Source organism: Brevibacterium sp. K72, assembly GCF_050562175.1.
Classification (GTDB): domain Bacteria; phylum Actinomycetota; class Actinomycetes; order Actinomycetales; family Brevibacteriaceae; genus Brevibacterium; species Brevibacterium casei.
On the sequence record NZ_CP191582.1, the window covers coordinates 286,307 to 300,622 of the forward strand.

Here is a 14,316-nt window from a genome sequence, read left to right on the forward strand (position 1 = left end):
GCCTGCGCGTGCCCGTCTCGATTCCCCGCCGAGGCGGTTCACCCGAACAACCCCAGCCCCTTGGCCAGAGTCGCCGCTCCCCCACCGAAGGCGAGGACGATCATCGCGATCCTCGCCGTCGTCGGCGGCAGCCTCCGCGCCAGCAGATCCCCGCCGAGGAGGCCGGCGACGAGCACGATTCCGATCCCCACCCAGATCGTCGGGTCGAGCCGCGGCCAGGCACCCTCGTCGAGGAGGGCCTTCGCGAGGATCGCCGACCCGGTGCCGACGACGAGGAACGGCTGCAGGGTCGCGGCGAACTGCCGCTGCTCCCACCGGGTGAGCACCGCATAGGCGCTCACCGCGGGTCCGCCGGCACCGGCGGCCGCCGACATCGTCCCGGAGACGAACCCCGAGGTGAACTGCGTCCCGAAGTTCGCAGGGATCGTCGCGCCGAAGCGGCCGATGATGAGGGAGACGGCGAGCGAGGCGATGATGAGCGCTCCGATGAGGATCTGCAGCGGCGCCGTCAGCAGGGCGGTCGTCAGGAGCGCTCCGGGCACGGTCCCGGCCACGGTGCCCACGGCCAGCTTCCAGAACACCGGCCACTCGACCTCGCGCCACGTCCGCGCGAAGACCGTGCCGCTGGCGATGATCCCGCAGAGGTTGACGAGGATGACGCCGGAGACCGGGTCGAGAAGGAGGACGAGGAACGGTCCGCTGACCAGCCCGAACCCCATCCCCGTCACCCGCTGTGAGAGTGCTCCGACGAAGACTGCGGCGAGGATGAGCACGACGACGGGTTCCACCAGAGAGAGTCTAGTGGCCGTTCAGGCCCCGTTCAGGGATGTCCGGGAGCGCGTCGGATTCGGCGCGAGATCCCAGGAACCGGGCCGCTCGTGCGGGGTTACAGTAAGAGGCATGGAAAGTCGTCCCCTCTGGTCCCGCTTCAGCGCAGACCCGCGCGCCTACGGCCAGGTCAGGGCTTCCGACGCCGATCGGGCCGTCGTCACCGACGTGCTCTCCGAGGCCTACGCCCTCGGGCAGATCGACGCCGGCGAGTTCGACGAGCGGATGGAGACGGCAGGACGCGTCAAGACTCTCGGCGAGATCCCCGACCTCGTCTCGGACCTCGTCGTCGCCGACGCTGAGGAGATCGACCCCGACCACCTCGACGAGGCTTCCCGCAAACGAGCTCTCGCACAGCTCGACGACGAGCGGATCCCCATCACTCCGACCCAGATCCAAGCCGCCGCCGAGAAGTACTACCGCGACCGCGTCCGCCGCGCCCTGCTCGGCATGGTCGCCGGTCCTGTCGGTTTCACGCTCCTCATCTGGGCGGTCTCCTCGATCGCGACAGGCGCCTTCATCTTCTTCTGGCCGATCTTCATCATCCTTCCGACGTTCTTCGGCGCGGTCTCCCAGATCACCGGCAAAGACGAGATCATCCGTCGGCGGAAGAAGGAGCTGACGAAACGGGCCAGGGCCCACCTCGGCGATGAGGAGGCCAAACGTCAGCTCGAGGCGCCCCAGCGCGACGTCGAGGACGACGACGTGGCCTTCGGCCACGGACTCCAGCCCCCGCACCCTCCGATGCCGCCGTACGGGCCGGGCCAGATCGATCCTCGCGACGACGAGCTGCGCAGGCGGCGCGAAGAGCGCCGCCACCGCCGCGAGAACCCCTGGGACTGAGTTGCCCGCGGTCGGCACCCCACCGTCCGGCCACCTCGGCGAGAGCTCGTGAGACAGCCTCGGCGAGGGCCCGTGAGACCGCCTCGCGGTGACAACGAGTAGTGACAACGAGTAGCGACAACGAGAAGCGACAACGAGAAGAGCCGTGCCGGCGTCCTTGCGGACACCGGCACGGCTCGTCGAGCGCTGGGCTGATCAGAAGCCCATGCCGCCCATTCCGTCCATACCGGCAGCGGCTGCGTCAGCACCCGGTGCGGCCTTCTCGGGCTTGTCGGCGACGACCGACTCGGTGGTGAGGAACAGACCGGCGATCGACGCGGCGTTCTGCAGAGCCGAACGGGTCACCTTGACCGGGTCGTTGATGCCTGCGGCGAGCAGGTCCTCGTACTCACCGGTGGCGGCGTTGAGGCCCCAGCCCGGCTCGAGGTTCGCGACCTTGTCGGCGACGACACCGGCTTCGAGACCGGCGTTCGTGGCGATCTGCTTGAGCGGAGCCTCGATGCCGACCTTGACGATGTTGGCACCCGTGGCCTCGTCGCCGGTGAGCGAGAGGTCGTCGAAGGCGGCCTTGCCGGCCTGGATGAGGGCGACGCCGCCGCCGGCGACGATTCCCTCTTCCACAGCGGCCTTGGCGTTGCGCACGGCGTCTTCGATGCGGTGCTTCGTCTCCTTGAGCTCGACCTCGGTCGCGGCTCCGGCCTTGATGACGGCAACACCGCCGGCCAGCTTGGCCAGGCGCTCCTGCAGCTTCTCACGGTCGTAATCGGAGTCCGAGTTCTCGATCTCGGCGCGGATCTGGGCCACGCGACCGGCGATCTCGTCGGCGTCTCCAGCACCTTCGATGATCGTCGTCTCGTCCTTCGTGACGACGACCTTGCGGGCGGTGCCGAGCAGGTCGAGGGTGACGTTGTCGAGCTTGAGCCCGACTTCCTCGGACACGACCTGGCCACCGGTGAGGATGGCGATGTCGGCGAGCTGGGCCTTGCGACGGTCACCGAAGCCCGGAGCCTTGACGGCCACGGACTTGAAGGTGCCGCGGATCTTGTTGAGCACGAGGACGGCGAGTGCTTCGCCCTCGACGTCCTCGGCGATGATCAGGAGCGGCTTGTTGGTCTGCTGGACCTTCTCGAGGACGGGCAGCAGATCCTTGACGTTCGAGATCTTCGAGTTGACGATGAGGATGTAGGGATCCTCGAGGACGGCTTCCTGGCGGTCGGTGTCGGTGACGAAGTAACCGGAGATGTAGCCCTTGTCGAAGCGCATGCCCTCGGTCAGTTCGAGCTCGAGTCCGAAGGTGTTGGACTCCTCGACGGTGACGACGCCTTCCTTGCCGACCTTGTCGATCGCCTCGGCGATGAGCTCACCGATCGCAGGGTCACCGGCGGAGATTCCGGCGGTGGCAGCGATCTGCTCCTTCGTCTCGATCTCGATGGCGTTGTCGAGCAGGACCTCGGTCACTGCGGCGACAGCCTTCTCGATTCCGCGCTTGAGGCTGAGCGGGTCAGCACCGGCCGCGACGTTGCGCAGACCCTCGCGGACGAGCGCCTGAGCGAGCACGGTGGCGGTGGTGGTGCCGTCGCCGGCGACGTCGTCAGTCTTCTTGGCGACTTCCTTGACGAGTTCGGCACCGATCTTCTCGTAGGGATCCTCGAGCTCGATCTCCTTGGCGATGGACACGCCGTCGTTGGTGATCGTGGGTGCGCCCCACTGCTTTTCGAGCACGACGTTGCGGCCGCGCGGTCCGAGCGTCACCTTGACCGCGTCCGCAAGCTGGTTGAGACCGGCTTCGAGTCCCCGACGAGCTTCTTCGTCGAATGCAATCATCTTTGCCATAGTGGCTTAGATCCTCCCTGATGGAGTGGACTGGAATCCCAGAGCAGTCGTCAGCGCCCGCGACGGCAGAGAGTGTGTCCGCATGTTCCATTCCACACGGGGACCACGCTCTCGAGACGACTGATGCGATCCCGTGGTTTTCACCACCACTAGATTTAGCACTCTCAGGGGGAGAGTGCAAACGAAATCCTCGCGAAGCCAGGAATTCCGGGGAGTCTCTGAGGAACGATGACGAGAAGCGACCGACGGCAGGTCGACGCGAACGGTCAGGCCTGGGGCGGCGACCGTAGGCGACGGACGAGTCGCACCACCAGGGGGCGCGGTGAACGTCCGCCAGCAGTGCCCCACCGACCGACAGCGCGCGACCGGAGGACGGCGCCCCACCGACCGGCGTCGCCGCGATACCGCGGGGTGAGCCCCGCGCAAAATGCAGAGGCGCCGAGTCGTCATCGACTCGGCGCCTCGTCGCTCGATGTCCGCAGAGCCGACCGTCAGACGGCCATCGCAGCGGACCGATGACGCCGGCAGCGAAAACCGCGGCCCCGCGATCTGCGGAGATCGCGGGGCACGGTCGCGCACGGCTTCACGCCGGCGACATCAGACTCAGAGGAGGGTGACGGATTCCGCCTGGGGACCCTTCTGACCTTCTCCGACCTCGAACTCAACCTGCTGGCCCTCTTCGAGGGAGCGGTAGCCGTCCATCTGGATCGCGCTCCAGTGGACGAACACGTCCTGGCCGTCGCCTTCGAGGGTGATGAATCCGTAGCCCTTTTCGGCGTTGAACCACTTGACGGTGCCTTGTGCCATTACTTCTCCATAGAATGCAGTGTCATTTGAAATCCGCTTCCGACACAACGCAGTGCCGGAATCCGAACGCTAGTAAACCTCAACAGACCCCGCGATTTCTCTCATTGACCTCTGGAGATTGATCTCGGTGAAGCACGATCAGAACACAAGGTGCAGTGCTTGCCTAGCTGGTAAAACTCTACCCCAGGGCCGGGCGGGCCAGAGGTTCGCTCAACACTGTTATCAATTCGTTACATTTGATTTCAGGCGGCATTCATCCTGTGAATTCGCGTGAACTCTCAGCCCTCACCGAGGCCGGTGCCCTCAGACTGTCCGCCTTCGGATCCAGCACTGCCGGCGCCCGAGCCGGTCCCTTCGGATTCAGCACTTCCCGAACCCGAATCCGTGCCGCTCGACGACGGTCCGCGCTGGGCGATGTCCGAGCACACGACGACGGTGAGGTCGGCGGTGAAGTCGTCCGACTGCTCCGTGGCCTCGATGCCGAGGGCGTCGGCGACGAGCTTCGCCTGCGCGGCCGAGCCCTTGTCCTTGTAGTAGACGACCGAGTCGCTGCGGGCAGTCGAGTAGTTGCCGACCTTGCCGATGGTCCAGCCCTTCTCCTCGACCGCGTCGGAGAACCTCTTCGCGACGCCGGAGACTCCCGAGCCATTGAGCACGTCGACCGTGAGCGAGGAGTCGACGACGCTGACTTCGCTCTCCGAGGGGCTCGGCGTCGCCGGCGCCGAGGTCTCCGGGGCGGGTTCGCCGACGGTCGTCTCGGGGTCGCGCATGGACGAGGTGATGATGTTGATCGCCGCGACGACGAGGAGGACCGCGACGAGCGCGAGGACGATGACCAGCGTGATCGCCCCGAGGTTCGACGAGGCCGCGGAGTCCTGCCGATGGGCTCCACTGCGGCGGCCTGGCTCGATGGAGTCGAATTCGTCAGTCATGGCTACCTCGAGACGCGGGCCTGCGCACGTTCGCTCTGTCGCGTCGTGCGGATCCGGCGCAGCCGCTTGACGAGCATCGGATCGCTCGCGAGGGCCGCCGGATTGTCGAGCAGGGAGTTGAGTATCTGGAAGTAGCTCGTCGCCGACATGTCGAAGCGCTCGCGGATCGCGTGGTCCTTCGCACCGCCGTACTTCCACCAGCGCCGCTCGAATTCCAGAACGGACACCTCGAGCTCACTCAGTTCAGGGGTGCCCTCGTTCTGCGGCATAGACGGTGTGCTCCTTCGGGTGTGTACTCTGAAGCTTATGCTATCGCCAGAATGACACGGCTGTCATTCCCGCCGCGCCAGCTCGCCCCTCCGAGACCCGCAGGGACGGCGGACTCGGCTCTGCACCGGGGATTCCCCCTCGCCGAGGCGACCGCCGGGTCCCGCCGGGCGTGACCGTCACCGTTGCGGAAGTCACAGTCGGTCCCGGCCTATGGAACCTGCACGGCCCGAGCGGGGCAGAGCACGACCCGCGCACAGCGGGGCTGTGCACGACCGGGAGCAGGGGCCGATGCCCCTGCCCCCGGTCGGGAGACCGTCACCCCGCCGCGGGTGCGCTGCGGCTCCTCCCTCAGCGGATGCGGATGTTGACCTGTTTGATCTGGGTGAAGCCCTCGAGCATGCCCTCGAGGGAGGCCTCACGTCCGAAGCCCGAGTTCTTCATGCCGCCGTAGGCCTGTCCTGCCAGCTGACCGCCGCCCTGGTTGACCTGGATCCATCCGGACTCGATCCGGTCGGCCATCGTCAGAGCCGAGTCGAGGTCCTTCGTGAACACGTAGGCGGCGAGTCCGTACTCGTTCGTGTTCGCCATGCCGATGACCTCGTCGACGGTCTTCCAGGGGATGACCGAGAGGACGGGACCGAAGATCTCCTCCTGGCTCGTCTGCCAGTCGTTCTGGGCCTTCGAGAAGATCACCGGAGCATGGTAGAAGCCGGGTTCGCCGACATTGAGCTCACCGTGGCCGTCGTAGGCGATCTCGACGCCGTCCATCGACTTGCCCATCTCGATGTAGTCAGCGACCTGGTCGTACTGCTTCTCGTTGATGATCGCGCCGATGTCCGTCTCCTCGTCACGCGGATCGCCGACCTTCATCTTCTTCACCGCGGCGACGAGCTTGGCGAGGAACGAGTCGTAGATGTCCTCATGGAGGAAGAGGCGCGAGCCCATCGTGCATGACTGCCCCTGGCGGGCGAAGCGCGTCGAGAGGAGGACCTGCTCGACCGTGTCCTCGTCGTCGGAGTCGGGGAAGATGATGTTCGGGCTCTTGCCCCCGAGCTCCATCGACGAGTGCGCCAGACGCCTGCCGGCCACCTCGGCGACGTGCCGACCGACGTTCGTCGACCCGGTGAACGAGAGCTTATCGACATCGGGATGGACGTTGAGGGCCTCGCCGATGACCGAGCCCTTGCCGGTGACGACGTTGAGGACGCCGGGCGGAAGGATCCCGTCGAGGAGCTCGGCCATCTTGAGGATCGTCAGCGGAGCGTCCTCGGCCGACTTGAGGACGATCGTGTTGCCGGCGGCGAGCGCGGCAGGGGTCTTGAACGCCGCGATCATCAGCGGCGAGTTCCACGGGAGGATGCCGGCGACGACGCCCAGCGGCACCCGCTTCGTGTACTGGAGCTGCCTGTCTCCGGCCGGCAGGGTCGTGCCCTTGACCTCACCGGCGACGCCGCCCATGTAGCGGAAGAGATCGGCGAGGATGACGGTCTCGGGCCTCGCCTGCGTGCGGATCGCGTTGCCGGTGTCGAGCGCGGTGAGCTCAGCGAGCTCCTCCGAACCGGCTTCGAGCGCGTCGGCGCACTTGATGAGCAGCTTCTGCCGCTCCTTGAACGGCAGTCCTGCCCATTCGGGGAAGGCGGCGCGAGCGGCCTTGACCGCCCGGTCTGCGTCGGCCTCCTTGCCCTCGGGCACCGTGGCGATGACGACGTTGCGGTCGATCGGGGTGATGACGTCATGGGTCTCCCCGTCGAGGGCGTCGACCCATTCTCCGCCGATGTACATCTTCCAGGGTGTGGCGTCGGGAAATTCCGTCATTGGGGTACTCTCACCTTCCAGGTTCTCCGATGAACTCGTTCTCCCGAGCATAGCCCCTGGCCCCTGCCGATCTGAACGCCGGAGGGCTGGGCGATCATGCACACCTCGTCTGCGCTCGGAGCACACGGCGGCCGACGCGTGCTCGATAGAATCACCGGCATGACCTCGAATGCGCAGCTGAGCACGATCATGTCCCCCGACTGGGCCGAGGCGCTCGCCGACTCCGAAGCCGACATCCACCTCATGGGCGACTTCCTCCGAGCGGAGAACGCCGCCGGACGCTCCTACCTGCCGGCGGGCGAGGCGGTCTTCCGCGCCTTCGCCGAGCCCCTGTCCGAGGTCAGGGTCCTCATCGTCGGCCAGGACCCCTACCCGACCCCGGGTCATCCGATCGGCCTCTCCTTCGCCGTCGACCCCGAGGTCAGGCCGCTGCCGCGGTCCCTGACGAACATCTACAAGGAGCTCGCCGACGACCTCGGGATCCCTCCTGCCGCCCACGGCGACCTGCGCGCGTGGTCCCGGCAGGGAGTCATGCTCCTCAACCGCGTCCTCACCGTCAGCCCCGGCTCCCCGGCCTCCCACCGCGGGAAGGGCTGGGAGGCGATCACCGAGCGGGCCATCCGGGCGCTGATCAGCCGTGACCGTCCCCTCGTCGCGATCCTCTGGGGTCGGGATGCGCGGAACCTCGCCCCGCTGCTCACCTCCGGCCCCGCCGAGGTGGCCATCATCGAATCCGCGCACCCCTCCCCGCTGTCCGCGTCGCGGGGCTTCTTCGGCTCGCGGCCGTTCTCACGGACGAACGAGCTGCTCGCGCAGAAGGGCATCGCCCCGATCGACTGGCAGCTTCCCGCCCGGGAGTGAACGCAGACCTCAGCCCTGCACGTCCTTCGGCGGTGCCTCCCCTGAGCGCACGGAATCGGCGACGGATTCCGCTTTGCGGCCCTTGAGCGGGCGGGCGAGGTAGCTGCCGAGGACCGCGCCGACGGCGAGTGCGGCGTTGGCGAGGATCGCGGTGAAGAGCGCAGAGAGGCCCTCGGCGAAGGTCGTCGTCTCCGTCTCCGCGACGATCCGGTAGACCGCGGTGAAGATCGAGAGTCCCTGGAGCAGGGTGTAGATCGCAGGGATCGTCAGCACGATCGCCGGTGCTCCCAGCCGCAGTGCCAGGGGCCGGGCGAGGAAGCCGGCGACGGTGGCCGAGAGAAGGCTCGCGAGCACGTTGTCCATCCCGAGCAGGGACAGCGACATCATCGTGATGAATGAGGCGAGGCCGACGACCGCGGCGGGGAGGATGAACCGCCTCGAGGCCTGCATGCCTACGGCACCGGCCATCGCGACGACCGCTGCCGCACCGAGCGAGACGATCATCGCAACGACGTGGACGCCGGAGCGGGGCACGAGGATCTCGATGGGATCCATGCCGAGCGCCTGCCCGCACGCGACGCCGAATGCCAGTCCGGAGACGATGCCCGCGAAGGAGAGGAACACCCCGACGAGCCGCCCGGCTGCGGTGAGCGGGAAGTTCGTCAGCGCATCCTGGACGGAGGAGTAGAGCGACTGTGTCGGCAGCAGGAGGACGATGGCCGCGGCGACGAGGTACTGCGGGGAGTCGATGAGCCCGAAGTTGCCCGCCGCCATCGCCACGAGAGTGCCGATCGCCGCCTGGAGCGCGGTGATGAAGAACGACGGCAGGCTCGTGCGGCCGATGAGCTTGCCGAGCTGGAAGATGAACACGGCCATCGCAATGCCGAGGACGATCGCGATCGGTCCACCGCCGAGGAGGAGGACGAGGGAGCCGACCATGAGCCCCCACGCACCGGTGACGAACCACTCCTTGAAGGGCCGACGCTGCGAGCGGATCGCATCGAGACGGCTCCGGGCGTCCATGAACCCGATGCGGCCGTCGACGAGGTCGGAGACGAGCTTGTGGACGGAGGCGAGCTTCGCGTAGTGGGTCGACTCCCCGCGGTTGACGCGCATCACCGTCATCAGCCGCCCGTCCGAGGTCGAGTAGTGGACGACGAGCGTGCTCGAGGTGAGGTCGACCTCGGCGGTGGAGAGTCCGCACGCCGTGCACGCGGCAATGACGGAGACCTCGATGTCGTTCGTGCCCGCCCCCGCGCGCATCATGATCGCGGCGATGTCGGCGGCGAGGTCGAGGATCATCCGCGCCTCGTCCTCGCTCGGTTCGCTCGCCTGCACGGGCGCCTGGTACGGGGTGCCCTTGAGGACGGTGATGATCGGCACCGGCTGGGTGTTCACCGAGGTGCCGGTGACGAGCCTGCCGACGGTGCGGCGGGCCACGCGCTGGGCGACCCGCTGGGAGGCGCCGAGGTGGTCGGTGCGCGGCTTGGCCTGCTTCTGCGTCCGGGCTCTGCCGTTGCCGGTGCGCTGGGGCTGGGACTGGAGTTCGGCCAGGCGCTGCGCTCGGGTGCGTTCGAGCAGTTCGCGCAGGGCCTGCGACCCGGCCTCGGACCTCTCCCGGCCCCGCACGGGACCGGTCTCGGCATCCTGGTCGCGGACCACCTCGGCGGGGGCCCGGTCGACGGGGATGTCAGCGGTCGTCGCATCCTCGGTCACCGCACCGTCGAGGGGGATGTCGGCGGTGGTCGCCTCGTCGGAGTCGATCCCGGCTCCGGTCACGGCGTCGTCTGGGGGCCTCTGGGTCACGGCTCGCTGATGAGAGTCGGACCGTACGGGTCGGCCACCTCGGCGGTGCCGGTCTCCTGGTCGAAGGAGTAGACCAGGCGTCCGTCGACGAAGACCTCCTCGGCGCGGGAGTCGAGGTCGAGCGGATCGCCGGACCAGATCGCGAGGTCGGCGTCCTTGCCGGGGGCGAGCGAGCCGAGCCAGTCGTCGAGGCCGAAGATCGCCGCCGGATTGATCGTCAGCGCCTCGAGCGCGACGACGGGATCGAGGCCCTCCTTGACGGCGAGCGAGGCCTCGTGGATGAGGAAGTTGATGGGGATGACCGGATGGTCGGTGGTCAGCGCGATCCGCACACCCGCCTCGGCGAGCGCTGCGGCGGTGGCAAGGGTCCGGTCACGGAGTTCGACCTTCGACCGGCTCGTCATCAGGGGGCCGAGGATGACGTCGATGCCCTTCTCGGCGATGAAGTCGGCGATCTTGTGGCCTTCGGTGCCGTGGTTGATGACCAGCCGGTACCCGAACTCCTCGGAGAGCCGGATCGCGGTGGCGATGTCGTCGGCCCGGTGGCAGTGCTGGTCCCATGCGAGGGTCCCGTCGAGCACCTCGGCGAGCGTCTCCTTGACGAGGTCGCGTTCGAAGGGGGTGCCCTCAGCCTCGGCGTGGTCGCGCTTGGCCCGGTAGTTCTGTGCCTCGACGAAGGCGTCGCGGATGATCTTCGCGGTGCCCATCCGGGTCGAAGGCGTGACCTTCTTGTCCCCGTAGACCCGCTTCGGGTTCTCCCCGAGCGCGGACTTGACCGAGAGGTCCTGCGTCACGAGCATCTCGTCGACGACCCGGCCCCAGGTCTTGACGAAGGCGGTGCGCCCGCCGATGGGGTTGCCCGATCCGGGTTTGATGAGCGCCGAGGTGACGCCTCCGCGCAGGGCATCCTTGAATCCCAGCTCGGCCGGGTCGATCCCGTCGAGGGCGCGCAGGCCCGCCCCGTTGGGGTCGGTCATCTCGTTCGTGTCGTCGCCCGACCAGCCTTCTCCGTCCTCATGCACGCCGAGGTGGCCGTGGGCTTCGATGAAGCCGGGGACCACCCAGCGGCCCGCGGCGTCGATGACCTCGGTGCCCTCGGGCACCTCGGTCTCCGGTCCGCCGACGGCGGCGATGCGGCCGTCGGCGAGGACGATCGTGCCCGACTCGATGGGTTCGGCACGCTCACCCTGCGCATCGGCGATCGGCAGGATCCTCGCATTGACAATGGCGACGTCGTGGCGTGCGGGGACGGGGACCGATCGATACATCGTGCTCCTTCAGATGCGTGTGCTGGGTGCTCTTCGCTCAAGGTGCGCGGCTGCTGTGCCGCGGTGTCGAGTCTACGCCACGGGGGTGCCCGTTCAAGGCTCTCACCACGCGGTCGAGGCACCTCTGGGGCATCTCCCGCCGACGACTCAGCGGGTGTGGCGCGCATGCACAGATCAGGCGGTCGGGCATGGGAGCGGCATGGGGACTGTGGGTATAGGTTGGAGAGAGCGGACGAACGATCAGAAGGAGCTGAGGATGCTCGAAACCATCACTTCCTACGTCGCGATCGGCGACTCCTTCAGCGAGGGCCTCATGGACCCCGACCCCGACGGCACCCCCGACCGCTTCCGGGGGTGGACCGACCGGCTGGCCGAACTCCTTGTCGACTCTCCCGCCGGTGGACCCGAGCTCCTCTACGCGAACTTCGCGATCCGCGGCCGCCTCCTCCAGGGTGTCATCGACGAGCAGGTGCCGAAGGTCCTCGACCTCAAACCGGACCTCGTGAGCTTCTGTGCCGGCGGCAACGACTGCCTGCGCCCGCGCACCGACATCGACGGGCTGGCGAACCAGTTCGAGCGCGCCGTCATCGCGATGCGCGACGAGGGCATCGAGGTCGTCATGGCCAACGGCTTCGACACGGAGACGATGTCGCCGCTGCTGCGCGCGGTGCGCCCGCGCGTCGGCGTCTACAACGCGCACCTGTGGACGATCGCGCAGCGCCACGGCTGCCACATGGTCGACGTCTGGGGTCTGCGCCCCCTCTACGCCGAGGACATGTGGGCCGAGGACAAGATCCACCTCTCCCCTGACGGCCACGACCTCGTCGCCCGGCAGGCGCTCGCGACCCTCGAATCCGGTCATTCGCTGCCGACGACGGGCTTCGGGATGCCGCCGCGCACGACCCGGGCGATCCGCGACGTCGTCGTCGAGGAGTCGAAGTGGGCGCGCGAGCATCTCGCGCCGTGGGTGGGCAGGCGGCTGCGCGGCCAGTCCTCCGGCGACCTGCTCAGCCCCAAGGTCCCCGACCTCTCCCCGGTGAGGAAGATCGCGGTCGACGACGAGGTCGACGTCACCGCCGCCGCTCACGAGCCCGGGTTCTCCGGCGGGGGCCCCTCTGATGGCGAGGGCTCCGGGTCCGCCGAGGCCGCCGGCGAACGGACAGGGGTCGACGTCGAGACCGCACAGCTGATCAGCGACGACGGCCGGGTGGCGGTCGACGGCAGGCGAATCGTCAAGGAGGACGAAGATGAGTGAGACACACGGATCGACCGAGGATGCGCGCAGCGAGGCACTCGACGCGCTCGGGCAGCGGCTCGGTGCTGAGCCGAACATCGTCCGCCACCCCTACGGGGACGATCCCGACCAGTTCGTCGAGGTCCACGGGGACCCGGCGACCGCCTCGGCGGTGGTGGTCTTCGTCCACGGCGGATACTTCCGCCCGAGCATCGACTTCGTCCACGCCAGGCCGCTCGCCCAGGCGCTCGCCGAGACCGGGGTGCTCTGCGTCCTCGTCGAGTACGGACGCATCGGCGGGCAGCCGCGCTGCCTCGACGACGTCACCGCGGCGATCGGCTTCTCCCTCGATTCGCTCGAGGCGTGGGGTGTGGCCGCCGAGGCCCGGGACCGGCCCGTCGTCGCCGGGCATTCCGCGGGAGGGTGCCTCGTGCTCGCGTGGGCGAGCCACCTCGATGCGGACGGTCCTGACTTCCGGCTGCGTCCGCTCGCTCCGATCTCGGATCTGCTCCGGGAGGTCAATGACGGACTCGCCGACGGTGCCGTGCTCGACTACATGGGCGCGCCTCCGCAGGAGGACCTCGCCGCGTACCTGTGGGAGGACCCGCGGTCGCGGGCGGTGCTCATCCCCGAGCGCGCCGATGCCCACATCATTCATGGCGACGCCGACGGGATCGTCGACGTGTCGTTCTCGCAGAACTTCCCGGCACCGCTGACTGTTCTGCCCGGCGCCGATCACATGGACCTCGTCGAGCCGACCTCGCCGTACTTCCCGCAGGTCGTCGAGCTCCTCTTCGGCGACCGCTGAGCACACGCCGCCGACCGCTTTAATCAACCCGTCCGGGCGCTGAGCAACCCTGCACCGGGTTGCTCAGCGCCCGGACGGGTGCTCAGTGCTTCGGGGCCGCCTGCGTCCCGGGGCCGTTCTCGATGCCGGTGCGGATGTCGAAGAGCTCGGGGAAGAACGTGAGGTCGAGGGCCTTCTGGAGGAATCCGACGCCGCTCGAGCCGCCGGTGCCGCGCTTCATGCCGATGATCCGCAGGACCGTGCGCATGTGGCGGTAGCGCCAGAACTGGAAGTTCTCCTCGAGGTCGACGAGCTCCTCACAGCTCTCGTACTCGAGCCAGTACTCCTCGGGGTTCTCGTAGATGATGCGGAAGGTCTCGAGCAGCTCCTCGTCGAAGGTGTGCGAGACGGAGACGTCGCGGTCGAGGATGCGCTGCGGGACGGGCAGACCGCGGCGGGAGAGGAACCGGAGGAACTCGTCGTAGACGCTCGGCTCCTCGAGGTAGCGCCGCAGCTGCGCCTGTGCTTCGGGTTCGGCGTCGAAGACGGCGAGCATGCCCTTGTTCTTGTTGCCGAGGAGGAACTCGACGGCCCGGTACTGCCAGGACTGGAAGCCGGAGGACTGACCGAGTTCATCGCGGAAGCCGACGTACTCGCTCGGGGTGAGCGTCGCGAGAACCGACCACTGTTCGGTGAGGGTCTTCTGGATGTGCTTGACGCGGGCGATGCGCTTGAGCGCGAGCTGCAGCTGATCGGCGGCGATGAGGCGGCGGGCGTCGAGGAGTTCGTGAATGACGAGTTTGAACCACAGCTCGGTCGTCTGGTGCTGGATGATGAAGAGCAGCTCGTCATGGTGCTCGGGATCGCTCACCGGATGCTGCGAGGTGAGCAGCCGATCGAGGTCGAGGTACGACCCGTAGGTCATCTGCTCCCGCAGGTCGGTGTGGATCTCGTCCTCGAGGGCGCGCTCGTTCTTCTCGGCTGTCGACGTGTCATGAGTCATGGGACAAGGATGTCATGGCCGCATCACCG

General features: G+C 67.8%; 13 protein-coding genes. 4 read left to right on the plus strand and 9 right to left on the minus strand.

The window, feature by feature from the left end; genetic code table 11:
• Positions 1–38 precede the first annotated feature (38 nt).
• Positions 39–788: a sulfite exporter TauE/SafE family protein gene (locus ACQ1RG_RS01315; RefSeq protein ID WP_009376443.1), complete on the minus strand. Its 750-nt coding sequence runs from the start codon at positions 786–788 to the stop codon at positions 39–41.
• Positions 789–900: 112 nt separating this feature from the next.
• Between ACQ1RG_RS01315 and ACQ1RG_RS01320 the strand changes: the two genes are divergently transcribed.
• Entirely contained in the window at positions 901–1,671 is a 771-nt protein-coding gene (locus ACQ1RG_RS01320; RefSeq protein WP_009376444.1) for a DUF1707 SHOCT-like domain-containing protein, read from the plus strand.
• A 195-nt stretch (positions 1,672–1,866) separates the two neighbouring features.
• Here ACQ1RG_RS01320 and groL read toward each other — a convergent pair whose 3' ends face one another.
• The 5 genes from groL to ACQ1RG_RS01345 all read right to left on the minus strand — a co-directional run bounded on the left by groL (position 1,867) and on the right by ACQ1RG_RS01345 (position 7,328).
• On the minus strand, positions 1,867–3,504 hold the full coding sequence (gene groL / locus ACQ1RG_RS01325) for a chaperonin GroEL (RefSeq protein ID WP_009376445.1): 1,638 nt from the start codon (positions 3,502–3,504) through the stop codon (positions 1,867–1,869).
• Positions 3,505–4,107: 603 nt separating this feature from the next.
• Entirely contained in the window at positions 4,108–4,311 is a 204-nt protein-coding gene (locus ACQ1RG_RS01330) for a cold-shock protein (RefSeq protein ID WP_009376446.1), read from the minus strand.
• Between the two features lie 278 nt (positions 4,312–4,589).
• Positions 4,590–5,243 (minus strand): LytR C-terminal domain-containing protein, encoded by a 654-nt coding sequence (locus tag ACQ1RG_RS01335; RefSeq protein WP_009376447.1) that lies wholly within the window; start codon positions 5,241–5,243, stop codon positions 4,590–4,592.
• Positions 5,244–5,245: 2 nt separating this feature from the next.
• A complete protein-coding gene (locus ACQ1RG_RS01340; protein WP_009376448.1) occupies positions 5,246–5,512 on the minus strand; it encodes a DUF3263 domain-containing protein in 267 nt (88 codons plus the stop codon).
• 349 nt (positions 5,513–5,861) lie between these two features.
• Positions 5,862–7,328 (minus strand): aldehyde dehydrogenase family protein, encoded by a 1,467-nt coding sequence (locus ACQ1RG_RS01345; protein WP_009376449.1) that lies wholly within the window; start codon positions 7,326–7,328, stop codon positions 5,862–5,864.
• 159 nt (positions 7,329–7,487) lie between these two features.
• Here ACQ1RG_RS01345 and ACQ1RG_RS01350 point away from each other — a divergent pair, with 159 nt between their 5' ends.
• On the plus strand, positions 7,488–8,189 hold the full coding sequence (locus ACQ1RG_RS01350; RefSeq protein WP_009376450.1) for a uracil-DNA glycosylase: 702 nt from the start codon (positions 7,488–7,490) through the stop codon (positions 8,187–8,189).
• 9 nt (positions 8,190–8,198) lie between these two features.
• On the opposite strand, the gene ACQ1RG_RS01355 is transcribed toward ACQ1RG_RS01350, so the two are convergent.
• Positions 8,199–9,995 (minus strand): threonine/serine ThrE exporter family protein, encoded by a 1,797-nt coding sequence (locus ACQ1RG_RS01355; RefSeq protein WP_223289915.1) that lies wholly within the window; start codon positions 9,993–9,995, stop codon positions 8,199–8,201.
• Entirely contained in the window at positions 9,992–11,263 is a 1,272-nt protein-coding gene (locus tag ACQ1RG_RS01360; protein ID WP_009376452.1) for an amidohydrolase, read from the minus strand. The genes ACQ1RG_RS01355 and ACQ1RG_RS01360 overlap by 4 nt, the downstream gene beginning before the upstream one ends.
• A 256-nt stretch (positions 11,264–11,519) precedes the next feature.
• Between ACQ1RG_RS01360 and ACQ1RG_RS01365 the strand changes: the two genes are divergently transcribed.
• A complete protein-coding gene (locus tag ACQ1RG_RS01365; protein WP_009376453.1) occupies positions 11,520–12,518 on the plus strand; it encodes an SGNH/GDSL hydrolase family protein in 999 nt (332 codons plus the stop codon).
• Positions 12,511–13,305, plus strand: coding sequence for an alpha/beta hydrolase (locus tag ACQ1RG_RS01370; RefSeq protein WP_009376455.1), 795 nt, complete (start codon positions 12,511–12,513; stop codon positions 13,303–13,305). The genes ACQ1RG_RS01365 and ACQ1RG_RS01370 overlap by 8 nt, the downstream gene beginning before the upstream one ends.
• Before the next feature lie 82 nt (positions 13,306–13,387).
• Here the strand turns inward: ACQ1RG_RS01370 and ACQ1RG_RS01375 are convergent, their stop codons facing one another.
• A complete protein-coding gene (locus ACQ1RG_RS01375) occupies positions 13,388–14,287 on the minus strand; it encodes a tryptophan 2,3-dioxygenase (RefSeq protein WP_009376457.1) in 900 nt (299 codons plus the stop codon).
• Positions 14,288–14,316: the final 29 nt, after the last annotated feature.

Excerpts from the sequence above, each read along its gene's own strand:
- ACQ1RG_RS01320 (WP_009376444.1), top strand. The coding sequence starts at position 901 with ATGGAAAGTCGTCCCCTCTGGTCCCGCTTCAGCGCAGACCCGCGCGCC.
- groL (WP_009376445.1), bottom strand. The coding sequence starts at position 3,504 with ATGGCAAAGATGATTGCATTCGACGAAGAAGCTCGTCGGGGACTCGAA.
- ACQ1RG_RS01330 (WP_009376446.1), bottom strand. The coding sequence starts at position 4,311 with ATGGCACAAGGCACCGTCAAGTGGTTCAACGCCGAAAAGGGCTACGGA.
- ACQ1RG_RS01335 (WP_009376447.1), bottom strand. The coding sequence starts at position 5,243 with ATGACTGACGAATTCGACTCCATCGAGCCAGGCCGCCGCAGTGGAGCC.
- ACQ1RG_RS01340 (WP_009376448.1), bottom strand. The coding sequence starts at position 5,512 with ATGCCGCAGAACGAGGGCACCCCTGAACTGAGTGAGCTCGAGGTGTCC.
- ACQ1RG_RS01345 (WP_009376449.1), bottom strand. The coding sequence starts at position 7,328 with ATGACGGAATTTCCCGACGCCACACCCTGGAAGATGTACATCGGCGGA.
- ACQ1RG_RS01350 (WP_009376450.1), top strand. The coding sequence starts at position 7,488 with ATGACCTCGAATGCGCAGCTGAGCACGATCATGTCCCCCGACTGGGCC.
- ACQ1RG_RS01360 (WP_009376452.1), bottom strand. The coding sequence starts at position 11,263 with ATGTATCGATCGGTCCCCGTCCCCGCACGCCACGACGTCGCCATTGTC.
- ACQ1RG_RS01365 (WP_009376453.1), top strand. The coding sequence starts at position 11,520 with ATGCTCGAAACCATCACTTCCTACGTCGCGATCGGCGACTCCTTCAGC.
- ACQ1RG_RS01370 (WP_009376455.1), top strand. The coding sequence starts at position 12,511 with ATGAGTGAGACACACGGATCGACCGAGGATGCGCGCAGCGAGGCACTC.
- ACQ1RG_RS01375 (WP_009376457.1), bottom strand. The coding sequence starts at position 14,287 with ATGACTCATGACACGTCGACAGCCGAGAAGAACGAGCGCGCCCTCGAG.